Raw genomic sequence first — 25,487 nt, forward strand, 5'->3', positions numbered from 1 at the left:
ATCACGCCCGCCGCGAGCGCCACCGCACGGCCGCGGCGAGCAGCGCGACGCCGAGGCGGCCGCCGAGCGCGAGCATGCGCCGGGCGTCGGGGCGCGCAGACCGGGGCCGCGCTGCCCGCGGGGTGCGCGAGGGCTTGCGGGGACGGGCGGCAGCGGCGGCGGGGTCGGGAGCGGCGGGGTCGGGAGCGGCGGGGTCGGCCGCTGCTGCGCGGTCGGCCAGAGTGTCGAGATCCGCCGGCGTGGGCGTCGGCTCGGCGGGCCCCGGATCAGCAGGGGCCGGCTCAGCGGGCGTCGCGGTCGCGCGGTCGTCCGACGTCGCGGGAACGGCGGGCGAGGCGGAAAGACTATCCGCGGTCTTCCGCTCCTCGTCCTCCGGCCGCTCGCCGGGGCGCTGCTCATCACTCATCGTCGTCCTCCGCGAAGGTCGTCGCCGGGTCGTCGATGCTGCCCTCGTCGCTGCGGGCGCGTCGCGGTCGCCGACCGGTGGGGATGGCAACGAGCAGCGTGAGCGCGAGGATCCCGAGCTGGCCGAGGAGCACCGCGGGCGCGGTGGCCGGGATGCCCGGCGCGGGCGTGCGGTCGTCATCGGTCGCGGTGACGCGCCACAGGCGCCCCGCATCCGTGTCGCCGACGGGGACGAGCGCGTCGGTCGCGTCGAGAGCGGCGGAGATCGCGGCCGGGTCGGCGAGGGCGGTGGTCGGGAGGGCGGCGCCCTCCTCGTCCTGGAGCGGGACCAGTTCGGGGGCGAGCAGCACGAAGCGCACGTCGAGCTCGGCGAGCGCGGCGGCGGCGTCCCGGCCGCTCGCGGCGGCGAGGTTGGCGGCGAGCTCCGCGACGGCCTGCGCGCCCTCGCCTGCGGGGCCGGTGCTGCGGAACGTCCGCGCATCCACCATCGAGCGCCCGGCGCCGAGCTCGAGGCGCGCGCCGATGCCGTCGCCCGCCGGGGTCAGCACGAGCGTCGCCTGCCGCGGGTCGTCGAGGGCGGAGGCGGCGACGATGGCCGGGAGCGTGCGCGCCTCCGCGGCCCGCACGACGGCGAGCCCGGTGAGCGGCGCCGCGAGCAGCGGGGCGACCGCGGCGACGGCGGCGATGACGGCGATGAGCCCGGGCACGGCGCCGGCGCGGCGCAGGCCGTCGAGCGCGACCGCGACCCCGATGAGCAGCCCCAGCCAGTAGAGCCCGAGCGCGGGCGCGACGTCGAGCCCGACGGGGCGCCCCTCGGCGGTAGTGAGCGAGACGCCCGAGGCGAGCACGGCGCTGACCAGGCCGAGCGCGCCCATCCCGAGCGGCAGGGCGGCGCGGCCGCCGCGGGGCAGGGCCAGACCGAGCAGCGCGAGCAGCGGCAGCGGAGCGAGCAGCGCGCCGAGCACGACCGCGATGAGCAGCGGCGGGGCGTCCTCCGGCAGGATGCCCTGCAGCGGCCCGATCGCGAGCGCGAGGTCGGGCCAGCCGAGCAGCAGGCCGGTCGGCGCGGGCTCGCCCGGAGCCGCGACGATGCCGGGGTCGGCGAGCAGCGCGAGCGGGGATCCCCGCCAGAGCTGCGCGACCACGAGCGGCGCGGCCACGGCGGCGACGGGCACGACGAGGGTCAGCAGTCGGCCGGCACGACGCGGGTTGATCGCCATCCAGGCGAGCAGCGCGACGACGAGGGCCGGCACGAGCGAGGGTGCGGAGGCGCTCACCACGACCGTGAGCAGACCCGCGGCCGCGGTCGCGCTCCACGAGCGCGGCGCGCGGTGCGCGGCGGCGAGCAGCCAGGGCAGCGCGACGAGCGCGACGACGGCCGCGGGCCGCCCGGCGATGAGCGGCACGAGCAGCGCCGGCGCGACGCCCCAGAGCAGCGCGGCCGCGGCGGCGGGGCCCCGCCGGCGCACGAGACCGGCGGCGAGCCACCACGCTCCGAGCCCGGCGAGCGGCATCGCGGCGACCCAGAGCACGCCCAGGGCGAAGGAGGGCTGCCAGGGGGTCAGCACGCCGAGCAGGGCGAGGACGAACGCGAAGGGGTCGGCCGGAGCATCCCCCGTCGCCATCATCCCCGTCCACAGCGCGCCCAGGTCGGGGGCGAGCGGGGCCGCGGCGCCGCCGAGCAGCGCGCCGGCCCCGAGCAGCGGCGAGAAGACCACCGCGGAGACGAGGGCGAGCAGCACCGTGACGAGGGCGCCCCCGGGCAGGAAGTCGGGGCGCGGCGGGGCGACGTCCTCCGCCCGGCCCACGCGGGCGTCGCGGGCGATCGCCCTGCGCCGGCGCACCTCCGGGGGCGCCATGCGCAGCGGCGCGAGCGCGTCCCAGGTGACCCCGGCGGCGCGGGCCCGGGCGAGGCGACGGCGCGCGGCCGGGACCCGCGCGCCCGAGAAGGCGACGATGAGGGCGGCGGCGAGCTCGCCCGGCGGCCGCGTCGGCTGCTTCGCGAGCAGGTGGGCGAAAGAGCGCAGCACGGCCAGCGGCAGGAGGCTGAGCCAGTGGAAGGGCACCGCGGCCGCGGGCGCGTAGACCAGGCGGCGGTGCAGCTGGGCGGCGCGGCGCCACCGGTGCACGATCCGGCGCGGCACGTGCGCGCGGGCGAACTCGGCCGTGCCCTCCGCGACGAAGACGCGGGCGAGCGGCACGCCGATGACCCGGTGCCCCGCGAGCCGGATGCGCACGCAGAGGTCGAGTGCGGCATCCACGCTGGGCAGGGCCGGGTCGAAGCCGCCCACGTCGGTGAAGACGGAGCGGCGCACGAGCATGCCCGCCTCGCCGATCGCGAGCACGTCGCTCGTGCGGTCGTGCTGGCCCTGGTCGAGCTCGCGCTCGGCGAGCGCCGCGGCGGCCCCGATGCGGGTCATCGTCTCGCCGAACTCGTCGATCATCGTGGGCGAGGCGGCATCCATCTGCTTCGGCCCGGCCACGGCGACCGAGGGCGCGACCTCGACGGCGCCGAGCAGGCGCTCGAGCGCACGGGGATCGGGGGCGGTGTCGTGGCGCAGCAGCCACAGCCACTCCTCGACGCTGCCGTAGGGCGAGGAGGTCGTCTCGGGCTCGGGCAGCGCGCTCACGGCGCGGGCGACGTCGTCGCCGAAGCTGGCGCCGTGCGCCGCGTTGACGAACATCGTCGGCCGCGCGGCGGCGAGCGCCCGCGTCGCCGCCTCGTCGTCGGTCGCATCGACGATGAGCAGCCGCTCGGGCGGGCGGCTCTGCTCGGCGAGCCCGAGCAGGGTCTGCTCGAGCGTCGCGCCGCCGCGGCGGGCGACGAGCACTGCTGTCACACGGGGCTGCACCTGAACGACCCTAGGCCGCGGCCGGACGCCGCGAGGCAGACACGCGCGGGTCGCGGCAGACTGAGGGAAGGTCAGCCGCGGTCGGCGCGGCGGCGGCGCGCGAGGGGAGGATCAGGCGCGGCGGCGCAGCTTGCGGCGCTCGCGCTCGCTCAGTCCGCCCCAGATGCCGAAGCGCTCGTCGTTCTGCAGCGCGTACTCGAGGCACTCGCCGCGCACCTCGCAAGTCGTGCAGATGGTCTTCGCGTCGCGGGTCGAGCCGCCCTTCTCGGGGAAGAAGGCCTCGGGGTCGGTCTGCGCGCAGAGGGCGTCGGCCTGCCAGGCGAGGGCGTCCTCCTCGACGGCCTCGCGCACGCGGCGCACGCCCGGAACACCGAGGCGGACGGGATCGACGAACCAATTCTCGGGGACGTCGTTCCGGTACTCGCTCATGGTGTCTCCCCTCGTACCCCCGGCCCGGCCGCCGGAGAATGCCCTAATTACACCGGTGTCATTCCCTCCCGTCAAGTCGCGAACCATAAAAGGCTCGACACGCTATTCAGAGTTGCGACTCGCCGCGAAAACCGTTATCACGGCACCTCAGCGGCCGGCCGTCGCGCCAGTCCCCGTTCGGGGGCGCGCATCGATGCGATCAGTCGGTGGATGCCCGCCGCGCGTCCCACGCGCTGCGCACCATGTCGTCCAGCGAGTGGCGCATGGCCCAGTCGAGATCACGGGCGGCGAGGTCGCCCGATGCCACGATGCGCGGCGGATCCCCCGGGCGGCGCTCGGAGAGCTCGGGCTCGAACCCGATGCCGGTGACCCGCGCCACGGCATCCATGATCTGCCGCACCGAGACGCCGTCGCCGCTGCCCAGGTTGTACGCGGGCTCGAGCGGCTGCCCCGCCTCGAGCCGGCGCGCGGCCGCGACGTGGGCCGCGGCGAGGTCGGCGACGTGGATGTAGTCGCGCACGCAGGTGCCGTCGGGCGTCGGGTAGTCGGTGCCGTTGATGCGCGGGGCGCGGCCCTCCAGCAGGGCGTCGAACACGAGCGGGAAGAGGTTGTGCGGGCTCGTGTCGACGACCTCGCGCGACCCCGATCCGACGACGTTGAAGTAACGCAGGCTCGTGTGGCGCAGCCCCGTCGCCACGGCCTGATCGCGCAGCAGCCACTCGCCGATGAGCTTCGACTCGCCGTAGGGCGAGGTCGGGTTCTTCGGCACGTCCTCGGTGACGAGGTCGACGTCCACCGCGCCGAACACGGCGGCCGACGAGGAGAAGACCATCTGCTCGACGCCGGTGTCGGCCATCGCGGCGAGCAGCGTCGCCATGCCCGTGACGTTCTGCTGGTAGGTGTGCAGGGGCCGCTCGACGCTCACGCCGGCGTACTTGAAGCCGGCGAGGTGGATGACGCCCGTGACGCCGTGGTCGCGGAGGGCGGCCTCGACCGCACCCCCGTCGAGGACGCTCGCGGTGACGAGCGGCACGCCCTCGGGCACGAAGCGGCGGTGGCCGCTCGAGAGGTCGTCGATGACGACGGGCTGCAGCCCCTCGTCGAGGAGGGCGCGCACCACGTGCGCGCCGATGTATCCGGCGCCGCCGGTCACCAGCCAGGTCATGGGGTCAACGCTAGCGGTCGGCGGGGGCGGGAGCGGAGCCCGTCGCCACCCAGACGAGGCCCTGGCCGCGCATCCCGATCGAGGCCTCGTCGGTGTACGCTGCCTCGCCCCGCCGCAGCAGCGGGCCGCCCTCGAGCTGCACCGATCCCGCCGTGCAGAGCACGATCGCGTCGCCGTCGCTCGCGACCGTCGCGCCCTCGGTGAGCGCCGCGTCGTCGAGGACGGTGAGCGCGAAGTCAGGGACGTCGGGGCGGTAGACGCGGATGCCCGGCGCGGGCCGTTCGGCCGGCAGGAGCGGCACCGGCAACGGCCGGGCGTCGAGCACGCGCATGAGCTCAGGCACGTCGACGTGCTTCGGGGTGAGGCCGCCGCGCAGCACGTTGTCGCTCGCCGCCATGAGCTCGATGCCGAGCCCCTCGACGTAGGCGTGCAGATTGCCGGCGGGCAGGTAGAGCGCCTCCCCCGGCGCCAGCAGCACCGTGTGCATCAGGAGGGAGATGGCGATGCCGGGGTCGCCCGGGTAACGGCGGGCGAGGATCGCGGCGGTGCGCATCCCCTCGCTCGCGGTCGTCTCTTCGGCGACCCGTTGCGCGTGCTCGGCGATCGCCGCGACCGCGCCGTCGACGCCGTGCTCGCGGCCGATCAGCCAGGTGAAGGCCGCGCCGAGGTCGCCATCGCTGCTCAGGCGCTCGACCAGCGGCGCGAGTCGGGGGTCGTCCATCGCCGCGAGCTCGGCCCGCGCCTCGGATACCGGGCGGAAGCCCGCGAGGGCGCGGAACGGGTCGCTCACCGCGACCAGCAGCTCGGGCTTGTGGAAGGGGTCCTTGTAGTTGCGGTGGGCAGCATCGATCGGGATGCCTTGCGCCTGCTCGCGCGCGAAGCCCTCGGCCGCCTGCGCCAGGGTCGGGTGGGCCTGCAGCGAGAGCGGCTCAGCCGCCGCGAGCACCTTGAGCAGGAACGGCAGACGCCCCTCGGGACGGTGCGATGCGGCCCACGCCGCGAGGTCGGCCTCGGGGGCGCCCTCGACGATGCGCGCCGGCGATCCCGGGTGCGCCCCGAACCAGAGCTCGGCCGCGGGACGACCGCTCGGCACGGTGCCGAGCAGATCGGCGATCGCCGTCGCGGAGCCCCAGGCGTACTGGCGCGGGGCGTTGTCGATGCGCAGGAACACGGGAGCGGCCTTTCGATATGCGAATACGGCCCACGCTAGCAACGCGCATTGACCCGAACGGGGGGCGCGCGGGCACGGGCGGCCCGCCTAGCATCGGGGTGGGTCTCCGGGGGGAGACGCGCTTCGGGGGGAACTGCCGCATGGGCATCATGAGAATGAGCACGGTCGTCGGCCTGCTGGCCGCGACGCTGACGGTCGCGCCCGCGCCCGCCGAGGAGTCAGCGTGGATCGTCGAGACCGCGCCCGGCGCCGTCGAGACCGTCGCCGCCGTCGCCGAGGATCTGGGCGGCGAGCCCGTCGAGACCTTCGACGACGCGTTCAGCGGCGTCGCCGCCGAGCTCACCGACGCCCAGGCCGGGATGCTCGAGCAGCGCCCCGACGTCGTCGCCGTGCATCCCGACGTCGAGATGACGCTCTTCGACACGCAGTCCAGCGCTCCCTGGCACCTCTCGCGGCTCGACCAGGCGACCGCCCCGGCCGACGGCACCTACACGTACCCCGCCAGCGCGGGCGCCGGCGTGCGGGTGTACATCGTCGACACGGGCATCTCGCCGAACGCCGGCCAGCTCGGTTCGCGCCTGCTGCCCGGCGTGAGCGCCCTCGCCGGCGACGCCTCCACTGCCGACTGCCAGGGCCACGGCACCCACGTCGCCGGCATCGTGGCGAGCACGACCTACGGCGTCGCGAAGAAGGCCTCGGTCGTTCCGGTGCGCGTCTTCTCGTGCAGCGGCTCGACGAGCTCGTCGACCGTCATCAGCGGCCTCAACTGGATCGCCGCCAACCACCCCGCCGGCACCCCCGGCATAGTCAACATGAGCCTCGGCGGGCCGGCCAGCTCGCCGCTCGACACCGCCGTGCAGAATCTCATCACGCGCGGCCTGATCGTCACCGTCGCGGCCGGCAACGGCGGCGACGACCGGATCGGGGACAACGCGTGCCTCGAGTCGCCCGCGCGCGTGCCGGCCGCCCTGACCGTGGGTGCGACGACGACGACCGACGCTCGCGCGGACTACTCCAACTACGGCTCCTGCCTCGACCTTTTCGCGCCGGGCAGCGCGGTCCGGTCGCTGAGCCACACCGACGCGTCGTCGTCGGTCATGATGTCGGGCACGTCGATGGCGACGCCGGTCGTCGCGGGGGTCGCGGCGCTCGCGTGGGCCGAGGCTCCGGGCACGACGGCCCGGCAGGTCGAGAGTCGGCTAATGTCCACGGCACGCACGGGACTCGTCTCCTCTCGCGGGACGGGCAGCCCCGACCGCCTGGTCGCTGTGTCGATGGCGGCACCGGCAGACTCTGCCGGTGCCCTGGCGATCGCGGCCGAGCATCAGCGGCAAGGGGGAGCCGGTGGCCCACTGGGGTCGCCGACGACGCCCGCTTCGTGCGCGTACGTCGCCACCGAGTGCTGGGGTGAGTTCGCAACCGGCGTGATCTTCTGGAACGCCTCGTCCGGCACGATCGTGGTAGGACCAGAACTCATCGCCGCGTACCGGGCCGCCGGAGGGCCGTCCGGTACCGTCGGGCCGCCGACGACGGCTGCGCAGATCGCATCCGGGGGTATCCGGCAGAGCTTCCGCTTCGGAGTGGGCTACTCCTCCACGGCTGGGTCGGTTATTCATCGCACGGGGAGCGCGATCCACGCTCGCTATGCGGCCGCGGGCGGACCTGCGGGAGTCATGGGCTGGCCGACAACCGGAGAGACGTGCGTCAGTTCACGCTGCGTCGCAGAGTTCGAGCGGGGCGCCATCACGTGGATTCCGTCAGCGGGAGTCCAGGAGGTAGGACCGGACTTCGTCGTCGAGTACCGCCGCGCCGGGGGGCCGTGGGGGCCCCTCGGAGTGCCCATCGACATCCGGCGGGCCTACAGCGCAGGCCTGACCGGAACCGCGCAGAATCTTGAAGGCGGCTACCTCTACGGTTCGTCGGCGGGGACGGTCGCGTTGCGGAAGAATAGCGGGATCTTCCAGCGCTACTCGCAGGCTGGCTCGCAGTACGGCGCGCTCGGCTGGCCGACAGCCCCCGAGGAGTGCGTTGGCGCGTCGTGCCGCGCCGATTTCGAGAACGGCTCCATCGCCTGGACACCCTCGACCGGCGTCCGTGTCGTCGCCGAGCCCCTTCGCGCGGCCTGGGACTCGCTCGGTGCACAGAGCGGGGTGCTCGGAAGCCCCCGGGGCGAGCGCGTCGAGTATTTCACCGGAACCTCGCGAGCAGGATCAGCCCAGGACTTCGTCGGAGGGTACGTCTACTCATCGACCGCCGGTACGGTGGGTCTCCGCAAGAACAGCGGCATCTTCCAGCGCTATGGTGCCTCCGGCTCCCAGTACGGGCCGGCCGGCTGGCCGGCTAGTGAGGAGCGCTGCTGGGAGCCCACCGCGTGCGCGGTGTCGTTCGAGCGGCAGACGATCACATGGACTCCGTCGGCCGGCGTCCGCGTCGTCGAGGGCCCGCTCGACGGCGCGTACCGTGCGGCGGGCGGCCCGCAGGGATCGCTCGGCCCGGCCGTGAGCGACGTATTCGCCGACCCGTCCAACGGCGGCGGTGTGGCGCAGGCGTTCGTCGGCGGGTACGGATACAGGTCAGCCGCGGGCGCTGCGGTCCTCGCGAGCAACTCAGCGGTCTTCCTGGAGTACGCGCGTCAAGGGTCGCAGCGCGGCGCTCTGGGCTGGCCCCGGGCCTCGGAACGATGTGATGCGGACGCCTGCGTACTCGTCACGCAGGGCGGGTGGATCACGTGGGATCGGAAATCGCCTACGGCGACCACGGTTCTCAGCGCCAGTTCTGCGGCGATCCGTCAGGGGTGACCATCGACAGCGGACGGCGGCCGCGCTGCGCTCCTGCTGAGCACGATCGACAAAGTCCCTGGCTGCAGAGCCATCCCTCCGTAATCTGGCGGTGACCACTTCGAGCACCCAGAGGACGATCACCATGACCGACTTCCCCACCCTCGCCAGCGACTTCTACGGCTTCGAGAACGCTCTCGCCGACCATGAGAAGGAGGCGCTGCTCGCCCTCCGCCTCGACACGGAGGCGCAGCTCAAGCCCCTCGTCAACGACGCGTGGGACAAGGCGGAGTTCCCCCGCGAGATCGTCGACGTGCTGCACCGCCACCCGCTCTTCGGGCAGCTGTGGGACGAGACCCGCACGGGCGAGCACTCCGCTCTCTACGGCGGCTGGTCCGCGCTCGAGCTCGCCCGCATCGACGCGAGCGTCGCCACCTACGTGGGCGTGCAGAACGGCCTCGCGATGGGCTCGATCGGCGTCAACGGCTCGGCCGAGCAGAAGCAGCACTGGCTGCCGAAGCTCGCGAGCGGCGAGGTCATCGGCGCCTTCGGCCTCACCGAGCCGCTCTCCGGCAGCGACGCCGCGCAGGGCCTGCGCACCACGGCGACCCCCGACGGCGACGGCTGGGTGCTCAACGGCGCCAAGCGCTGGATCGGCAACGCCACCTTCAGCGACATCACGATCATCTGGGCGAAGAGCACGGTCGACGGCCAGGTCAAGGGCTTCATCGTCCCCACCGACGCCCCCGGGTACACGGCCACGAAGATCGAGCGCAAGCAGTCGCTGCGCATCGTCCAGAACGCCGACATCACCCTCGAGAACGTCCGATTGGATGCCGCTCACAAGCTCGAGAAGGCCGAGTCGTTCCGCAACACCGCGGCCGTTCTCCGGCTCACGCGCGCGGACGTCGCCTGGGCCGCCGTCGGCACCGCCATCGGCGCGTACGAGGCAGCGGTCGCGTACACGAAGGAGCGGGTGCAGTTCGGCAAGCCGATCGCGCACCACCAGCTCATCCAGGACCTGCTGAGCCGCAGCCTCATGAACATCACCGCCTCGATCGCGATGTGCACGAAGGTCTCGCAGATGCAGGACGCCGGCACGCAGCGCGACGAGCACGCCTCGATGGCGAAGGCCTACTGCACGACCGCGATGCGGGAGACGGTCGCGATGTGCCGCGAGGCGCTCGGCGGCAACGGCATCGTGCTCGACTACGACGTCGCGCGCTTCCACGCCGACGCCGAGGCGCTCTACAGCTACGAGGGCACGCGCGAGATGAACAGCCTCATCGTGGGCCGGGCCATCACGGGCGTCAGCGCTTTCGTCTGAGAGCGCGGCGCCATCCCGTAGGAGCGAGTGTGCTAGGCGGGTAGACGGTCGCCGCTACTGCCGATTTATCTCTATGCGCGCGGTGGAGCACGCTGTCGAAGCCGAGGTCGCGTGCCGGTTCGGGGAGTCCCGATCGAGACTCAACCAAGCCGACGAGAGGCCACCCAGTACCCCACTCGTCGAGCAGCGCGTGCTTCTGGGCGTAGTAATCCTGATCGCTCACCATGGCGAGGCCGTCGGCGCCGTAGGCGGCCGCGAGGAGGTGGAAGTGGAAGCGGGTCGTCAGCCATTGTTGGCCGGACCGAGCGGGCAGCCCCGTTTCCCAAAGGAACTCGAAGGAAAGGAACGCAGCGTCCGGGTACTCCTCCCGGTAGCGGCTCCACCGCCGACCATCAAACTGCGGGTAGCCCTCGATGAACCCGACGGTGCGCCCGCCTCGAGCCCGCGCCGCGGCGACGAACTCGGCCACAACCGCTGCCTCGGCGTCCTCGTCGACATTCGCCGCGCCGAGATCGCCCTGGATGAGGATCATGATGTCGGGCGCTTCGTCCGGGTCCCCCGTCGCGACCTCCTGCCAGCGCAGCACGGCATCGTCCCAGCCAAGAGGTATTCCCACCAGCGCAGCACTCGCCGCGTCCCGCGCCTCGGCGAGCGTGAATGCAGCTACGTCGGGTCGCAGCAACGCCGCTGTGGCCGGTTCGCACGGCATCAGACCGGCACCCGTGAGGAAAGCAGGGATACCCCTCGACTCGGCGAGATGCGCCGCCGCGGCGATGAAGGCAAGATTCTCCGGCCACATCTCGTTCAGGTACCCGCCGCCCACGATATGCACGGAACCCGCGTCGCGTAGGACGATGAGGCCTGAATCGAGCTCGGGAGTTCCCAATCGGTCGATCATCGTGCGGGTGAACTCGCGGATCGTCGTGTAACCCGAGCTCGGCGAGCGTCGGCTGAGATGCCACAGGGTGTTGACGAACCGCGCTCGCGGATTCACGTTCCGCATGAGGATCGCGGCCCGTCCGGGTTCCGGGCAGTCGACCCAGATGTCGCGGTCTGGCTGGTGCTCCCCGAGGTGTCGCAACCACGTCCGGAGGATGACCTCGTCGCCGTAATTGGGTATGCCCGCGGCGCTGATGATGTACGCCGCGTCGCCCACGCTTCCCACCGTAGACGTGGTCGGGCCGTTGCGGGAAACTGGGTTCTGATCGCCTCCGGCAAGGGCGAGGGCTGGGGCCGGGGCGCCGGTACGCTGATCGCATGTCTTGGCTCCGGGAGCGCCGCGTCGCCCTCGCCGCCCTCACGCTCTTCACACTGCTCGCCGGCGACGTCTGGCGCTACTCGATCACCTGGTTCGGCTGGGGCGCGATCATCGCCGGGCTGCTGGCGTGCTGGATCGTCGTCGCCGTGCGCGAGCGGGTCGACGTGAGGCGCATCCCGAAGCCCCTCGCTGCGCTGCTGCTGCTGATGGTGGCGTCGGTGCTGTGGTCGGCGTACCCCGGGGCCTCGGCGCTCGGCACGCTCTCGACGCTCGTCACCGCGTTCGGCGCCATCGTCATGGCCAAGACGATCAGCCTCTCGGCGATGCTGCGGGCCTTCGGCGTCGCGCTGCGCTGGGTGATCGGGCTATCCCTCGTGTTCGAGCTCGCCGTCGAGGTCTTCGTGGGCCGCCCCATCCTGCCGCTCTGGGTGTCGTACGAGGAGCCGTTCCCCCGCGCCTACTACTGGTCGCGCTCGCTGCTGTTCGACGGCGGCCGCATCCAGGGCATCATGGGCAACGCCAACCTGCTGGGGCTCGCCGCGCTGCTGGCGATCATCGTCTTCTCCATCCAGCTCGCCGATCGCCGGGTGGGCCGGTTCGCCGGCATCTTCTGGCTCGTCGCCGCCGTCGCCGCATTCGCGCTGTCCGGCTCGGGCACCGTCATCGCCATGACGATCGCGGTCGTCGCCGTGCTCAGCGTGCTGCTGCTCGCCCGCCGCCTCGGCACCCGCGGCCGCCTCTTGCTCTACGGGGTCTTCGCCGCCGGCACCGCGGCTTTCACCGCGCTCGTGCTGGCCCTGCGCGAGCCGCTGCTCGACCTGCTGGGGCGCAGCAGCGACCTCACGTTCCGCCTCGACATCTGGGCCTCGGTCGTCGACCTCATCGGCGAGCGGCGGGTGCTGGGGTGGGGCTGGGTGAGCTACTGGGCCCCGTGGGTGGCCCCGTTCGACGACCTCGCCATCTACGGGGGCGTGCGCTACCTGCAGGCGCACAGCGCGTGGCTCGACGTGGCGTTCCAGCTCGGCCTGGTCGGCGCGGTCGTGTTCGCCGTGCTCGCCGTCACGACGCTGCTGCGCTGCTGGTCGTGGGCGGTGGATGCTCCCGCCGACCCCGCCGCGGCCACTCCCGCCCTGAGGCTCCTGCCGGCCCTGCTCATCGTCGCGCTGCTGGTGCAGAGCCTTGCCGAGTCGCGCATCCTCGTGGAGGCGGGCTGGCTGCTGCTCGTCTACCTCGCCGTCGCGTCCCGCTCGCACAGCGGCTGGTTCGAGGCATCGCCCGGCCCCGCGCGCGCGGGCGGGTCGCTCGATCGGGCGCGAGCGTGAGCGGGGCATCCGCCGCCGCGGGCGCCGCCGCCGGACGCGGTCGCGCGCTGCTCGCCGAGGCGCGGCAGCAGTTCTCCTCCCCGCAGTTCAGCCAGGTGCTCACCGAGGTGATCATCGTCGTGGCGCTGTGCACGCACGCCGTGCGCGCCTTCTTCGGCTGGCCGGGCGCGATCGCGATCATCGTGACGCTCGTCGTGCTCGCCGGCCTCAGCATCGCGGGTCAGCCCGACCGGGTGGAGTGGCGGGGCATCCTGCCGGTCTCGCTCATCGCGCTGTTCTCGCTGATGGTGCTGAGCGTGCTGTGGAGCCAGTACAACTGGGCCTCCGTCGGCGGGGTGCTCTACGCGCTGGCCTTCGCCGTGTTCGGCCTCTACATCGCGCTCGTGCGCGACACGATCCAGGTGGTGCGCGGGGTGGGCAACGGCCTGCGCTGGGTGCTGACCGTCTCGCTCGCCCTGGAAGTGCTGAGCGGCATCATCATCGACACGCCGCTGCGCTTCCTCGAGATCGAGGGCAGCCTCGCCGTGGGCGGGCCCATCGAGGGTCTGGCCGGCACGCGCAACTCGCTCGCGTTCCTCGCGGCCCTCGCCGCGCTGAGCTTCTGGGTGGAGTACCGCACCCGATCGGTCCCCCGCGGCCTCACGGCCTACTCGCTCGCCCTCGCGGCGGCGTGCCTGGTCTTCGCCCGCTCCCCCGTCAGCTGGCTGGTGCTGTCGGCCGTCGCCGTCGCGGGACTCGCGCTCGTGGGGCTGCGCCGCATGCGCCCCGAGAGCCGGCGTGCCGTGCAGGGCACCCTGCTGGTCTCCGCCCTCGCCGCGGTCGGCATCGGCTGGATCTTCCGCTCACCCCTCGTCGATGCGGTGGATGCCGCTGCCGACGTCACCGCGCGCACGAGCGTCTGGGCGCAGGTCGAGGCGTGGGCCGCCCTCCACCCCGTCCAGGGCTGGGGTTGGGTCGGCCCCTGGCCACTCGACCTCTACCCCTTCCTCACCATCGACGACGCCTTCGGCCGCCCTGCCGAGTCGGCGCTCAACGCCTTCGTCGACATCACGCTGCAGCTCGGCCTCGCCGGCCTCATCGCGCTCATCGTGGCGCTCGGTCTCGCGCTAGTGCGCGCCTGGCTCGTGGCCTCGGACCGCCGCTCGACCGTGCACGTCTGGCCGGCCCTGACCCTGGTGCTGCTGCTCGTGACGAGCATGACCGAGAGCTACCTGCTCGCAGAGGGCGGCCTCATGCTCTTCGTGCTGTGCGCGGTAACCGCGGCGAGGGGTCGTTCGTGGCGCCATCGGCTGGGCTGACGTCGGGCGCCACTCGACCGTCTCACGGCTGCGGCTCCCGTAGAGCCGCGATGGCGCTGTCGATCGGTCCGTCGTGGATCAATCGCCCGTGGCGGATCACGACGCCCCGGGTGCACAGTCGCGAGACCATATGGAGGTCGTGGCTCACGACCACCATGGTCTTGTCGAGCGACGCCAGCTCCTTGATCTTCGCGACGCACTTGTCGCGGAAGGGGGCGTCACCCACGGCGAGCACCTCGTCGACCAGCAGGATGTCGAGCTCCGTGTGGATCGCGACCGAGAAGGCCAGCCGCACGAACATGCCGGACGAGTAGTGCTTCACCTCAGTGTCGATGAACTCGCCGATCTCGGAGAACTCCACGATCCGATCGAACGCCTCGTCGATCTCGGCTCGTCTCATGCCCAGGATGGCGGCGTTGAGGTAGACGTTCTCACGCCCCGACAGGTCCGGATGGAACCCCGCTCCGACCTCGATCAGCCCTGCTATGCGGCCCCTGGTCCGGATCCGGCCGTCGTCGGGCGTGAGGACTCCGGAGATGAGCTTCAGCAGGGTCGACTTGCCGGAGCCGTTGTACCCGAGGAGCGCGACGGACTCGCCCTCGTCGACCGTGAACGAGATGCCGTCGAGCGCCTGGAAGGAGGTCGACGTCGACTTGCGTCGGACCCAGGCGAGGAATGCCTCCTTGAAGCTGTGCGTGTGCCGGAGCGTGAAGACCTTGCTCACGTCCTGCACCACGATGCGCGCGAGCGGCGCCTCAGAGGTCTTGGGCAAAACGACCCTCGAGCTTTCGGAAGACGAGCTGCCCGATGAGCAGCGTGGTGAGGGAGAGGACGAGCCCGATCACGCCGAGCAGCGCAAGATTCTCCGGTCGGCTGATCGGACCGGAGGTCGTGGAGAGCCAGAACGCGTCGTGGAACAGCTCCACGGCGGCCGTGATCGGGTTGAGCATGTACAGCTGGAACAACCAGTCGGGAGTCGCGTCCCGCACCATCGTCCACGAGTACAGCACAGGCGAGGTCCACGTTGCGAAGAGGAGGATCAGCTCGACCACGTTCTGCGCATCCCGGAACGAGACGTTCACCGCCCCGAAGAGGAGGCCGAGCCCGGTGGAGAGCGCGAGGATGATCACGATGGCGACCAGGCCGCCCGCCAGCTGAAGGATGGTCGGCGACCAGCCGGTCAGGACCGCCGCCCCCATCAGGATCACGAGCTGCGGCAGGAAGTGCACGAACGCGACAAACACCGCGGCCAGCGGGAAGAGCTCCCGAGGGAGGTAGATCTTCTTGACCAGCGGCGCGTTGTCCACGATCGAGCGGGTGGCGTTGCCGAAGGCCTCGCTGAACAGATTCACCACGACGATACCGGAAAAGAGGTACACCGCGAAGTTGTCGATGCCCCGATTGAGGTCGAGGAACACGCCCATGACGAGGTAGAAGGTGAGGAACTGCGCCGCGGGCTTGACGTAGGACCACGTCCAGCCGAGCACGGACCCGTGGTACCGCGTGAGGATCCCCTTCCGCACCAGCAGCCGCAGCAGATAGCGGTACTGAACGACGTCGAGCAGCCCGCGGCCCGCCCCCGGCGTCGCGAAGTCCGACCACCGGTCGCGCGTCGCGGCCGTCATGCCGCGCACCGCCCCATCCGTCGGGTCATCGGTCGCGGCCATCGGCGCGCTCGGCAGGTGTCGCGACACCCAGGGTGCGGCGCCACTGCTCCGGACCGGTGATGTCGCCCAGGGCGGAGCGGTACTGCTCGGAGAGAGAGGCCCACTCCCGCCGCATCCGGCGATTGTGCCGGATCGACGACACCAGCATCGAGCGGAACTTCGCGCGGTCGCGGACGTGCCAGGTGACGCCGGAACCCTCGGCGTTGGAGATGATAAGGCTGTTGCGCATGGCGAAGGTCCACCAAGGAGAACCGTGCGGCACATGGGCGTCGGGATGGTGCTGGGCGCTATCGGGCACCTTGGAGAACCAGTGCCAGCGGAGCACGGGCAGGAGCCACTTGGCCCACCCGTTCCTGCCCTCGGGTCGGGCGCCGTACGAGAGGGCACCGGACGAGCTGTCCGTCGAGGGGAACGCCTCGAACTCCTCGATGGCGCGGATCAGTCGGGTCTCCCGGAACTCCTTCCCCGATTCCTTGATGCGCGGCAGGCGCGTCTCGAGCTCGCCGTGGAGCCGGCCGGGGCCGGCGAGAACGCTCTCGTACGCCGCGAGACGGAGGTGGACGGTGAAGTAATCGAGGGTCAGCAGGTGGCGCATGTCGCTCGCCATGTTGCTGGTCGTCAACCGACCGCCCCCCGGGAAGGGCGAGTGCAGCAGCGCCACGACGAGCCGGTTGCGCGCGTGGTAGAACGCCTGCCAGTCGCGGGAATCGTCCTTGTCGACCCACGACACGTGCCACACCGAGGCGCCGGGGAGGGTCACGGTCGAGACGCCGTGAGCCTTCGCGCGGAGGGAGTACTCCGCATCGTCCCACTTGATGAAGACCGGCAGGGAGAGCCCGATCTGCCTGATGAGGGAGACCGGGATGACGCTCATCCACCAGCCGTTGTAGTCGACGTCGAACCGCCGGTGCATCCACCGGGTCTGCCGAAGATTCATCGAGGTGAGGTTGTGCCGCCCCGGAGTGATCGGGCCCCACAGGAAGTTCCACCGGTCGATGCCCTCGGCGAAGGCGTGGAGCTTCGTCTTGTCGTACATGTCGAACATGTGCCCGCCGACGATCGTGGGCTTGCGGCACAGCGTCGCGAAGACGTGCGCGCGCCGGATGCCCTCCGGATCGACGACGACGTCGTCGTCGAGCAGCATGACGTGCTCGGGCCCGTCCTGATCGATCGCTTCGAGCATGCCGCGCGAGAATCCTCCCGAGCCTCCGACGTTCTTCTGCTCGATGACGCGCAGACGCGTGCCGAGCACCTGCTGCACCTCGTCGAATCCCGGCTCGTCCCGCAGCAGCTGAGTCCCCTGATCCACCACGGTAATCTCGTGGACGCCGTCCAGCAGATCCTCATCGGTCGAGAGCGACCGCAGCAGCGCGAGGCAGTAGGCGGTCCTGTTGAGTGTCGTGACGGAGATGGAGAGGGAGCCCGCGGTGCGCGCGGTGGACCCCTCCGGAGCGGTCCACGCCGCCCGCGTCAGGTGCAGCTCGCCCGACCGCGCGACGAGGTCGAACCAGTACCAGCCCCCGTCGAGGAAGTTGTCGAACGACAGATCGAACCTCGCGCTGCTCGGACCGTCGACATGACGGGTCGCGACGGTCTGCACGATCCCGCGAGCGTTGGAGCGGTAGACGACGATGTCGCCCACGCCGTCGGTGTCGACCTCGAGCACCACGCCGTCCAGCACGCTCCATCGCCGCCAGTAGCTCGCGGGGAAGGCGTTGTAGTACGTCGCCAGCGAGACCCGCTCGCCACGGGGCACCGTGAGCGAACGCCGACCGGTGACCATGGGAGCGGCGTTCCGGTGGGAGATACGCAGCGGAGTCGGCGGCGGCGTCTTGCCCTCCGAACGGTCGGACTCGATCGCGAGCTCCGTCCACTCGTCGACATCGAGGTAGAGCGGCATCGTGTCGGGCTCCTCCGCACCCGGGAACACGACCTTGCTGAGGATCAGCGGAACGTCGCTCACGCGGTCGACCCGAGCATCGCCGAGACCTTGTTCGCGTACTGCGTCAGTGCCGAGCCGATCGCCATGTGCATGTCGAGGTACTGGTAGGTGCCGAGGCGACCGCCAAACAGCACCTTCTCCTCACCCGCCTGCAGCTCTCGGTACCGGAGCAGCTTCGCGCGGTCGTCCGGGGTGTTGACGGGGTAGTACGGCTCGTCATCCTGCTCGGCGAAGCGCGAGTACTCGCGCATGATGATGGTCTTGTCCGCGGGGTACTCGGATCGCTCGGGATGGAAGTGCCGGAACTCGTGGATGCGCGTGAACGGCACGTCGGCGTCGGCGTAGTTCATCACGGGCGTCCCCTGGAAATCGGGGACCGGGACGACCTCGGAGGTGAAGTCGAGAGTCCGCCAGCCGAGGGCGCCCGCCTGGTAGTCGAAGTACCGATCAACCGGCCCCGTGTAGACGACGGGGACTGCGCCGACGATGGCCGCCTTGTTGATCGGCTGGGACTCGTCGAAGAAGTCGGTGCCCAGCCGCACCTCGATGAGGGGGTGGTCGGCCATGCGCTCGATCCAGGCCGTGTAGCCGTCGACGGGCAGGCCCTCGAAGTCGTCGTTGAAATAGCGCGAATCGTAGGTGTACCGGACGGGGAGCCGGGAGATCACCTCGGCCGGGAGATCCGTCGGCGCGGTCTGCCACTGCTTCGCGGTGTAGTCGCGGATGAAGGCCTCGTACAGAGGGCGCCCGATCAGGGCGATCGCCTTCTCCTCCAGGTTGCGGGCCTCGTCGACGGAGAACTCCGATGCCTGCTCCGCGATGAGGCGTCGCGCCTCCTGCGGGCTGTGGGCCGCGGTGAAGAACTGGTTGATCGTTCCGAGATTGATCGGCAGCGGGTAGACCACGCCCCGGTGGTTCGTGTGCACCCGGTGCTGATAGGGCGTGAAGGAGGTGAAGCGGTTCACGTACTCCCAGACCGTCTTGTTGGAGGTGTGGAAGAGGTGCGCGCCGTAGTCGTGCACCTCGATGCCCGTCTCGGGATCGCGGTGGCTGTACGCGTTGCCCCCGATGTGATCGCGTCGGTCGATCACGAGGACGCGGTATCCGTCCGAGGCGGCCCGCTCCGCGATCGTCAGGCCGAAGAATCCAGATCCGACGACGACGACGTCATGATGGAGATAGGACACGGTGCTCCTTGCTGGTTGCGCGTCTTCCGCCGGGAGCGGCTCGCGACGAGAGAGGTCAGGCGTGCGCGGCGCTCAGGCTGTCTTTGCGCTCGAGCAGACCGAGGAGGTAGCGGCCGTAGCCGCTCTTGATGAGAGTCTCGCCTCGCTCGCGCAGCTGGTCGTCGGTCAGGAAGCCCTGACGCCAGCTGACCTCCTCCGGGCACCCGATCGAGAGCCCCTGGCGCTTCTGCACGGTCTCGATGAAGTTCGATGCCTCGTTGAGGGAGTCGAAGGTGCCCGTGTCGAGCCAGGCGGTCCCGCGGGTGAGCACCTCGACCTTGAGCTTCCCTGCCTCGAGGTAGATCCGGTTGAGATCGGTGATCTCGAGCTCGCCCCTCGGGGACGGCGACAGCGAGCTCGCGTACTCGACCACGTGGTTGTCGTAGAAGTACAGGCCCGGGATCGCGTAGTTGCTGCGCGGATGCTCGGGCTTCTCCTCGAGGCTGAGCGCGACCCCGTTCTGGTCGAACTCGACCACGCCGTACGCGGAGGGCTCGGCTACCCAGTAGCCGAACACCGCCGCGCCATCCACATCGTGATACCGGTGCAGCTGCGAGCCCATCCCCTGGCCGTAGAAGAGGTTGTCCCCGAGGATGAGCGCGACGTTGTCGTCCCCGATGTGCTCCTCGCCGAGGACGAAGGCTTGGGCGAGGCCGTCGGGAGACGGCTGGATCTTGTAGGTGAGCTCGATGCCGAACTGCGATCCATCACCGAGGAGCCGCTGAAACTGCTCTTGGTCGTGCGCGCTGGTGATGATGAGGATCTCACGGATGCCCGCGAGGATGAGAGTCGTGAGGGGGTAGTAGATCATGGGCTTGTCGTAGACCGGCATGAGCTGCTTGGAGACGCCGATCGTCAGCGGGTGCAGGCGGGTGCCGGTGCCGCCGGCCAGGATGATGCCCTTCATCGCGCACCCCCCTCGCTGCCGCCGCGGAAATAGCTGCGGGCGTCGTCCCAGGTCGGGAGCGAGCCGGAGGCGACCAGGTCGTCGAGGCGCGGCGCGATCACGTCCTTATCGGAGAGCAGTGGTTCTCCGAAGCCCTCCGGCATCTCGAGGCCAATCGCGGCGTCCAACGGGTAGATCGCTCCCTCGGTCTCGGCGTTGTAGGTGTTCGAGCACAGGTACGTCACGATCGAGTCCTCCTCGAGCGAGACGTACGCGTGGCCGAGGCCTTCGGCGATGTAGATCGCCCTGCGGTCCTTGTCGTCCAGTAGCACCGAATCCCATTGCCCGAACGTCGGCGAACCGACGCGGATGTCGATGACGAAATCGAGCACGGCTCCGTAAGCGCAGGTCACGTACTTCCCCTGCCCCGGGAGGTCGACGTAGTGGATGCCTCGGAGCACCCCCTTCGCCGAGCGCGAGATGTTGGCCTGACGAAGGTCGAGAGCGTGGCCGACCGCTTCCTCGACCGGCTCGAACCGGTACCACTCCGCGAAGGAACCTCGGGAATCGGGGAACTGACGGGGCGTGAATTCGAAGCTGCCGGGGACGCTCAATTCTCTGACGATCACGGCGACGAGCCTACAGCAGTCGTGAAAGCCGGCTTCCGTCAGCCACCGGGCACGGCGGAGCCGGCACTGGACGCCCGCAGCAAGGATCGGTGCGTGCGGGAGATCCCTTCGGGCAGCGTGGTGCTGATGAGTGAATCCAGATCGGTCCAGACCGTCGATCGCACCCGGAGGTCGGGCGCCTGGCCGCTCGCGTTCCCCGCACCGAGGACGATGAGCGGCGCACGGCGCATCAGCCGGCGGAACTCACCGACAAGAGCACCGATGGATACCGCTTGCGACGAGCCGATGACCTTCACGATGCTCGATCCGGCCGGGAGGAGACTGGTTCGTTCCACGCTGGCGACCACAACGCGAGCGCAATCCGGGGCGTAGACGTAGTCGCGGATGGTGTCGAGGGGGACGAAGATGCTGGCCGGCTGGTTGGAGATGTACGTGCGCGCGATGGTGGAGATGAGGCCCTGGCCCTTGGAGAGATCCTGGCCGGGCCCGTACAGATTGGTGATGCGTGCAATGAAGGAGCGCACGCCGGAGCGGGAGGACGTCGCGGCCAGCTCGGCCTCCATCGCCAGCTTCGCCGACCCGTACGGACTGAGCGCGCCGGTTGGCGAGCGCTCGTCATACGGCGGCGAGCCTGCTCCCGCATAGGCACCGCCCACCGATGAGGCGAGGAAGACGGTGCCCCGTCGACGGACAGCCTCCGGGAGACTCTCGAGATGCTCGAGAAAGCGGCGGAACACGTCGACCTCGGTCTCGAGCGACTCGGCGGAGGTCGCGGTCACCCCGGCGCCCGCGCACCAGTAGAGCCGCCATCGATCGCCCGAGCTCCCGATCAGCTGGTCCGCTGCGGCGCGCAGGTCACTCACGGCTCGATCGGCATCGCCCCACCGCACGGAGGCCGCAGGGGTGCCAAGCGGGAGGAGCCCGAGAACCGCACGACCGAGAAGGCCGCGCCCGATCATCAGGTCGGCCGCGTCATCCCCGCTCATGCGCTCTGCCCAGTGGACCGAGATGGAGATCCCGCACGATGAGGTACGGCGGCTTCCCCATCGCCATGTTGACGGCGACGCCGAGGTACTCGGCGACGATCCCGAGTGAGACGAGGATCGCCCCGGTGCCGAGCGCCGTGAGGATCATCTGGGACGTCCAGCCCTCCGGCACCCCTCCCGACGTGAGGCGGACCACCGTCAGGAAGAGCGCGAACACGATCCCGCCGACGGCGAAGAGCAAGCCCAGCAGCGTGACGAGGCGCAGCCCCTTGGTACCGGTCGACAGGATCATCCGCCAGAAGTGCGCGAAGAGCTTCGCGTAGGAGTACCCCGACCGTCGACCGCCCTCCTCGCGCAGGAGCACCGGGCAGGTGACGATCCGATTGGCGACCCACGTGAGCGCTACGTCCAGGTACACGCCGGTCCCGGAGTACGCCGCGATGCTGCGACCGACGTCGCCGACGACCAGTCGGAAGCTGTTGAAATCCCGCGCCTGCCCGCCCCCGAAGACCTTCTGGAGGATGGCTTTCGACGCCCGGGATGCCGTGTTGCGGACGAGGCCGTGCGGCGGCGGGTTCATCGCCTTGGCGTACACGACCGAAGCCTGCTGATCGAGTGCAGTGTCGAGCATCGCCGCCATGTAGGAGGGATCGTGCTGGCCGTCCTCGTCGATCGTGACGATCCATGCGCCGCCGGACGATGCCATCCCGGCCAGGGTGGCGGCGTGCTGCCCGAAGTTGCGGCTGAGCCAGACCGTCTTCACGTGCGGGAAGCGGTCCGACAGCATCCGCAGCGTCTCATCGGAGCGGTCGGGCCCATGGTCGTGCACGAGGATCACCTCGCCGACCCTCGCTCGACGGCGGCCGGGCGTCGTGAATCCCACCGTGTACGGCACGAGCTCCTCGAGCACCGCCGCGAGGGTGCGCTCCCCCTGATACACCGGGATCACGACGGAGATGTCGTGCACGTAGGTCGCGCCCGTCGACGCAACGCCGACGTCGATGCCGTCCAGAGTCATCGTTCTGCTCCTCTCGGGTCGTGAATGTCCTGCATGTCAGCGCATCCGATTCCGCAGGACGACGTATGCGGCCTGCCGCTTGATCGCCATGAGCGCCGCACGTCGATTCCCGACGCGCTCATCCGACGCCGATACGGCCTCGGGGTGGTGCTCGGCGAGCCAGCGGTGGAAGCCGGTCACTTGCTCGGCCTGGCTCCCGCGGAGCGCCACGCTCCACTGCCCGCCGTTCATCCTGAAGACAGCTCCTACGGTGAGATCGGGGACAAAATCCCCTCTCATCAGGATCCGGCAGTAGGTCGCCTGGTCGACGAGGTACGGGTAGGTGAAGAACCAGAACCCGTCCTCCTCCAGCTCCTGACGACGCATCATGACGGAACCCGGCTCGCCGAACTGGTTCGAACCGGAGCGCACCACGGCGCGCACGGCCTCGACGCCGCGCATCGGGCGCGTCAGGCCGGCGAGTCCGCGTGCGCCGATGATGGTGCGCCCACGGGCGTCGACGATCTCGCGCTGGCACGCCGTGAGCACTGCGCCGGGATGGGCGTCGAGGATCGCGCTCTGCCGCGACAGCACCTCCGGCTTCAGCAGATCATCGCCGCACACCATCTTGATGTACTCGCCGACGGCGGCGGCGGAGACTCGATTGAAGTTGCGCTCGGCTCCGCCCCCGGCCTCCGTGACGAGCAGTCGGACGCGCTCGTCCGAGGAGAACCTCTGGAGCTTCTCCCACGTGCCGTCGGTCGAGCTGTGATCCGCGATCACCAGCTCGAAGTCGGGGTGGTCCTGCGCGAGGATCGACTCCACGGCGTCCTCCACGAACGGCGCGTTGTTGAACGTCGGCATGACGACGGACAGGCGGGGGGTCATGGAGCGTTCCCTCCTCGGCGCCGGAACGAGAAGTGCCGGTGACCGAAGTAGCTGATGAGCGTGGTGATGAAGACGATGAGCGCCTGAGCGATCAACGGGTGGATGCCGCCGAACTCGACGAGCACCGGTAGGAGGACGGCGTTGACGCCGAGGGCGACGAGGTACACGCTCTCGAAACGCGCCAGATCTCGCAGCGTGTTGCCGCGGACCCGGAAGACGAAGCGCCGGTACAGCACGAAGGCGCAGAGCACGGCGGCGATGTGCGAGAGCACGAGAGCGGTCATATAGCCCCACACCTGTCCGGCGGTGTAGAGGAAGAGGGTGAACCAGAGGAATCCGATGGCGGTGTTCGCGACACCGACGATGAGGAACGCGACGCGGTGATCGCGCACGAGCCGCAGCAGCGGGCCCGGCGGGCCGCTCATGCCGTTGCTCGAGAGCGCGGGCTCCGCTCCCCCCTCGGAGGGCGCGGGTGCGGGCTCAGTCATGGTGCGCGCGCATTCGCGTCGCGAGCGCATCCCAGTCGTCGTGCTCGGAGAGCCGGACCGAGCGATCCTCCCACGCCGAACGCCGGATGCATTCCATGAGCAGCCCGTGGGCCTGCCGACGATCGAGCTCGACAGCGCCCGAGCCATCCCGCACGGTGCGCACGAACCGCTCGATCTGGGTGCGGAACTGATCGGCGGCGGCGATGTCGAGCACCGTCGCAGCGGTGTTGCGCGTGACGGTGACGGAAGGGCGACGATCGGCGGGGATCGAGAATGCTCGATCGACCTCGATGCGGCCGGTCTCCCCCCAGAGGCGCGCCTCGTTCCGGTAGTCGAGTCCGAATCCGTAGGAGAGGTGCGCCACGACCCCGCTCTCGAGGGTCAGCGCCGCGGTGCCCCACTGGTCGACCTCGGCACCGCGGCTCTGCGCGGTCGCCACCACGGAGACGGGGAGTCGCGAGCTGTAGAAGACGGCCATGTCGGCGCAGTAGGCGCCCGCGTCGTTGAGGGCGCCGCCCTGGAGCGCTCGGCTGTTGCGCTGGTCGTCGGCGGGGAAGGCGGGGAATCCGAAGGAGAGGGAGAGGTGGGCGAGGTCGCCGATCCCGCCGTTCGCGATCGTCTCGCGCACGACGAGGCTCTGCGGATGCGTCTCGCACATGAAGTTCTCGAACAGCACGAGCTCTCGCTCCCGAGCGAGTCCGACGAGCTCGCGGACGGCGTCATACGACCCCGCCAGCGATTTCTCGCAGAGTACGTGCTTGCCGGCGCGAAGCGCGCGACCCACCCACTCCCGGTGCAGCCCGATTGGGAGCGGCACGTATACGGCGTCGATCGACGGGTCGTCGATGATCTGCTCGTACTCTTCGCGCGCCGTCCCGCCGAAGCGCTCCACCAGCGCGCTCGCGCGCGAAGCATCGCGGGATGCGATCGCCGTCAGCTCGATGCCGGGCGTCGCGACGATCGCCGGGAGCGTGCTCTTCTCCGCGATCTTCGCCGCCCCGAGAACTCCGAGACTCAGATGTGGCACAGGATGCTCCGCACGTGCGGATTGATGTAGTTGTCGTGCAGGAGGAACCGCTTGATCTGCGAGAGTGTGAACCACCGGTAGTCGTCCGGGATCTCGGGAAGGTCCTGCGGTTCCACGCTCACCAGGACGTTGAGGTTCGACTTCAGGAAGAATCGGCCGCCGTCCTCGGCCAGCCACTTCTCGTAGAGGACGCGGGAGCGTCGATCCCCTTCCCCGACGAAGAATTCGGAGAACCGCGGGACCTTGCCGCCGTGCGCGGTCTTCAGATTGGAGTAGGTCGCCTGGAGCGTGGGCGAGATCTGGAACAGCAGGGTGTTCCCGGGCTCGGCCTTCGCATGCAACAAGTAGTGGTCGACCCCGTCGAAGGTGGTGCGAACGATGCCCAGCACCCCCATTTCCTTCTGGTGCACGAAGGGCTGGTCCCACCCGCTCACCTCGCGCTCCGCGTTCTTGATCTCGACGCCGATGATGCGGAAGAACTCGCCGGACTCGTGGTAGATCTCGCCGCTCGTCCCGTCGACGTGCCAGCCGCGGAGCTCGGTGACGGGCTTGCGCTCGAGCACCACCGCGCTCCGCTCCCGGATCCCGTCGATCCACGCGTACAGCTCGTCATCGGTGTGAAAGCTGTTCTGGTCGGCGAGCACGAGGTCTACGTAGCGACCGAGCCGCTGTGCGTCATCCTCCGAGGCGCTTCGCGCGATGAGGTCGTGGAGGTCGTCGCGGAGTGTCATGTCTGTGGTCCTGTCC

The 25,487-nt window shown here is 70.5% G+C and carries 22 protein-coding genes and 1 pseudogene; 5 read left to right on the forward strand and 18 right to left on the reverse strand.

Annotation, left to right across the window (positions count from 1 at the left end):
• Window position 1 precedes the first annotated feature (1 nt).
• The 5 genes from HGB54_RS09945 to manA form a co-directional block, all read right to left on the reverse strand.
• A complete protein-coding gene (locus HGB54_RS09945) occupies window positions 2-406 on the reverse strand; it encodes a hypothetical protein (protein ID WP_168916283.1) in 405 nt (134 codons plus the stop codon).
• Entirely contained in the window at window positions 399-3,245 is a 2,847-nt protein-coding gene (locus HGB54_RS09950) for a glycosyltransferase (protein ID WP_168916284.1), read from the reverse strand. The genes HGB54_RS09945 and HGB54_RS09950 overlap by 8 nt, the downstream gene beginning before the upstream one ends.
• A 123-nt stretch (window positions 3,246-3,368) precedes the next feature.
• On the reverse strand, window positions 3,369-3,686 hold the full coding sequence (locus HGB54_RS09955; protein ID WP_168916285.1) for a WhiB family transcriptional regulator: 318 nt from the start codon (window positions 3,684-3,686) through the stop codon (window positions 3,369-3,371).
• A gap of 199 nt (window positions 3,687-3,885) precedes the next feature.
• A complete protein-coding gene (galE, locus tag HGB54_RS09960) occupies window positions 3,886-4,851 on the reverse strand; it encodes a UDP-glucose 4-epimerase GalE (protein ID WP_168916286.1) in 966 nt (321 codons plus the stop codon).
• Between the two features lie 10 nt (window positions 4,852-4,861).
• A complete protein-coding gene (manA, locus tag HGB54_RS09965) occupies window positions 4,862-6,022 on the reverse strand; it encodes a mannose-6-phosphate isomerase, class I (protein ID WP_168916287.1) in 1,161 nt (386 codons plus the stop codon).
• 155 nt (window positions 6,023-6,177) lie between these two features.
• Here manA and HGB54_RS12820 point away from each other — a divergent pair.
• The 3 genes and pseudogenes from HGB54_RS12820 to HGB54_RS09975 all read left to right on the forward strand — a co-directional run.
• Window positions 6,178-6,378 (forward strand): annotated as a pseudogene (locus tag HGB54_RS12820) (hypothetical protein); the annotation flags it as partial.
• A 33-nt stretch (window positions 6,379-6,411) separates the two neighbouring features.
• On the forward strand, window positions 6,412-8,820 hold the full coding sequence (locus tag HGB54_RS12785) for a S8 family serine peptidase (protein WP_323740667.1): 2,409 nt from the start codon (window positions 6,412-6,414) through the stop codon (window positions 8,818-8,820).
• A 124-nt stretch (window positions 8,821-8,944) separates the two neighbouring features.
• Window positions 8,945-10,126 (forward strand): acyl-CoA dehydrogenase family protein, encoded by a 1,182-nt coding sequence (locus tag HGB54_RS09975; RefSeq protein ID WP_168916289.1) that lies wholly within the window; start codon window positions 8,945-8,947, stop codon window positions 10,124-10,126.
• Here the strand turns inward: HGB54_RS09975 and HGB54_RS09980 are convergent.
• Window positions 10,110-11,282, reverse strand: a complete 1,173-nt coding sequence (locus HGB54_RS09980) for a polysaccharide pyruvyl transferase family protein (protein ID WP_168916290.1) — start codon at window positions 11,280-11,282, stop codon at window positions 10,110-10,112. The genes HGB54_RS09975 and HGB54_RS09980 overlap by 17 nt on opposite strands.
• A 101-nt stretch (window positions 11,283-11,383) precedes the next feature.
• Here HGB54_RS09980 and HGB54_RS09985 point away from each other — a divergent pair, with 101 nt between their 5' ends.
• Together HGB54_RS09985 and HGB54_RS09990 are read left to right on the forward strand one after the other, a co-directional pair.
• On the forward strand, window positions 11,384-12,706 hold the full coding sequence (locus tag HGB54_RS09985) for an O-antigen ligase family protein (RefSeq protein ID WP_168916291.1): 1,323 nt from the start codon (window positions 11,384-11,386) through the stop codon (window positions 12,704-12,706).
• Entirely contained in the window at window positions 12,703-14,004 is a 1,302-nt protein-coding gene (locus HGB54_RS09990) for an O-antigen ligase family protein (protein ID WP_228545785.1), read from the forward strand. The genes HGB54_RS09985 and HGB54_RS09990 overlap by 4 nt, the downstream gene beginning before the upstream one ends.
• 22 nt (window positions 14,005-14,026) lie before the next feature.
• On the opposite strand, the gene HGB54_RS09995 is transcribed toward HGB54_RS09990, so the two are convergent.
• Genes HGB54_RS09995 through HGB54_RS10050 form a run of 12 tightly spaced genes read right to left on the reverse strand, consistent with a single transcriptional unit; the run spans window position 14,027 to window position 25,471 of the window.
• Complete coding sequence (locus HGB54_RS09995; protein WP_168916292.1) at window positions 14,027-14,776, reverse strand: ABC transporter ATP-binding protein; 750 nt, start codon at window positions 14,774-14,776, stop codon at window positions 14,027-14,029.
• Complete coding sequence (locus tag HGB54_RS10000; RefSeq protein WP_168916935.1) at window positions 14,760-15,629, reverse strand: ABC transporter permease; 870 nt, start codon at window positions 15,627-15,629, stop codon at window positions 14,760-14,762. Before HGB54_RS10000 ends, HGB54_RS09995 begins: the two co-directional genes overlap by 17 nt.
• A gap of 25 nt (window positions 15,630-15,654) precedes the next feature.
• Window positions 15,655-17,634, reverse strand: a complete 1,980-nt coding sequence (locus HGB54_RS10005) for a glycosyltransferase (protein WP_228545786.1) — start codon at window positions 17,632-17,634, stop codon at window positions 15,655-15,657.
• Window positions 17,631-18,800, reverse strand: a complete 1,170-nt coding sequence (glf, locus tag HGB54_RS10010; RefSeq protein WP_168916293.1) for a UDP-galactopyranose mutase — start codon at window positions 18,798-18,800, stop codon at window positions 17,631-17,633. The genes HGB54_RS10005 and glf overlap by 4 nt, the downstream gene beginning before the upstream one ends.
• 55 nt (window positions 18,801-18,855) lie before the next feature.
• Entirely contained in the window at window positions 18,856-19,746 is an 891-nt protein-coding gene (gene rfbA / locus HGB54_RS10015) for a glucose-1-phosphate thymidylyltransferase RfbA (RefSeq protein ID WP_168916294.1), read from the reverse strand.
• On the reverse strand, window positions 19,743-20,354 hold the full coding sequence (locus HGB54_RS10020) for a dTDP-4-dehydrorhamnose 3,5-epimerase family protein (protein ID WP_168916295.1): 612 nt from the start codon (window positions 20,352-20,354) through the stop codon (window positions 19,743-19,745). Before HGB54_RS10020 ends, rfbA begins: the two co-directional genes overlap by 4 nt.
• A 38-nt stretch (window positions 20,355-20,392) precedes the next feature.
• Window positions 20,393-21,340 (reverse strand): NAD-dependent epimerase/dehydratase family protein, encoded by a 948-nt coding sequence (locus HGB54_RS10025; RefSeq protein ID WP_168916296.1) that lies wholly within the window; start codon window positions 21,338-21,340, stop codon window positions 20,393-20,395.
• Window positions 21,327-22,358: a glycosyltransferase gene (locus tag HGB54_RS10030; protein WP_228545787.1), complete on the reverse strand. Its 1,032-nt coding sequence runs from the start codon at window positions 22,356-22,358 to the stop codon at window positions 21,327-21,329. Before HGB54_RS10030 ends, HGB54_RS10025 begins: the two co-directional genes overlap by 14 nt.
• Before the next feature lie 36 nt (window positions 22,359-22,394).
• The gene (locus HGB54_RS10035) at window positions 22,395-23,225 is read right to left on the reverse strand and encodes a glycosyltransferase family 2 protein (RefSeq protein WP_168916297.1); all 831 of its coding nucleotides are present in this window, start codon (window positions 23,223-23,225) and stop codon (window positions 22,395-22,397) included.
• Window positions 23,222-23,713 carry a GtrA family protein gene (locus HGB54_RS10040; RefSeq protein ID WP_228545788.1) on the reverse strand — a complete coding sequence of 164 codons (492 nt, stop codon included), beginning with the start codon at window positions 23,711-23,713 and terminating at the stop codon, window positions 23,222-23,224. Before HGB54_RS10040 ends, HGB54_RS10035 begins: the two co-directional genes overlap by 4 nt.
• Window positions 23,706-24,740, reverse strand: a complete 1,035-nt coding sequence (locus HGB54_RS10045; RefSeq protein ID WP_168916298.1) for a Gfo/Idh/MocA family protein — start codon at window positions 24,738-24,740, stop codon at window positions 23,706-23,708. Before HGB54_RS10045 ends, HGB54_RS10040 begins: the two co-directional genes overlap by 8 nt.
• On the reverse strand, window positions 24,728-25,471 hold the full coding sequence (locus HGB54_RS10050) for an NDP-hexose 2,3-dehydratase family protein (RefSeq protein WP_168916299.1): 744 nt from the start codon (window positions 25,469-25,471) through the stop codon (window positions 24,728-24,730). Before HGB54_RS10050 ends, HGB54_RS10045 begins: the two co-directional genes overlap by 13 nt.
• Between the last annotated feature and the right edge of the window lie 16 nt (window positions 25,472-25,487).

This window comes from Microcella flavibacter, assembly GCF_012530535.1.
GTDB classification, from domain to species: Bacteria; Actinomycetota; Actinomycetes; order Actinomycetales; family Microbacteriaceae; genus Microcella; species Microcella flavibacter.

Bases quoted from the DNA above. Each gene is read 5' to 3' on its own strand.
- HGB54_RS10035 (WP_168916297.1), bottom strand. From the start codon at position 23,225: ATGACCCCCCGCCTGTCCGTCGTCATGCCGACGTTCAACAACGCGCCG.
- HGB54_RS10050 (WP_168916299.1), bottom strand. From the start codon at position 25,471: ATGACACTCCGCGACGACCTCCACGACCTCATCGCGCGAAGCGCCTCG.
- galE (WP_168916286.1), bottom strand. From the start codon at position 4,851: ATGACCTGGCTGGTGACCGGCGGCGCCGGATACATCGGCGCGCACGTG.
- rfbA (WP_168916294.1), bottom strand. From the start codon at position 19,746: ATGAAGGGCATCATCCTGGCCGGCGGCACCGGCACCCGCCTGCACCCG.
- HGB54_RS09945 (WP_168916283.1), bottom strand. From the start codon at position 406: ATGAGTGATGAGCAGCGCCCCGGCGAGCGGCCGGAGGACGAGGAGCGG.
- HGB54_RS10040 (WP_228545788.1), bottom strand. From the start codon at position 23,713: ATGACTGAGCCCGCACCCGCGCCCTCCGAGGGGGGAGCGGAGCCCGCG.
- HGB54_RS09975 (WP_168916289.1), top strand. From the start codon at position 8,945: ATGACCGACTTCCCCACCCTCGCCAGCGACTTCTACGGCTTCGAGAAC.
- HGB54_RS10030 (WP_228545787.1), bottom strand. From the start codon at position 22,358: ATGACTCTGGACGGCATCGACGTCGGCGTTGCGTCGACGGGCGCGACC.
- HGB54_RS10000 (WP_168916935.1), bottom strand. From the start codon at position 15,629: ATGACGGCCGCGACGCGCGACCGGTGGTCGGACTTCGCGACGCCGGGG.
- HGB54_RS09955 (WP_168916285.1), bottom strand. From the start codon at position 3,686: ATGAGCGAGTACCGGAACGACGTCCCCGAGAATTGGTTCGTCGATCCC.
- HGB54_RS10025 (WP_168916296.1), bottom strand. From the start codon at position 21,340: ATGAGCGGGGATGACGCGGCCGACCTGATGATCGGGCGCGGCCTTCTC.
- HGB54_RS09985 (WP_168916291.1), top strand. From the start codon at position 11,384: ATGTCTTGGCTCCGGGAGCGCCGCGTCGCCCTCGCCGCCCTCACGCTC.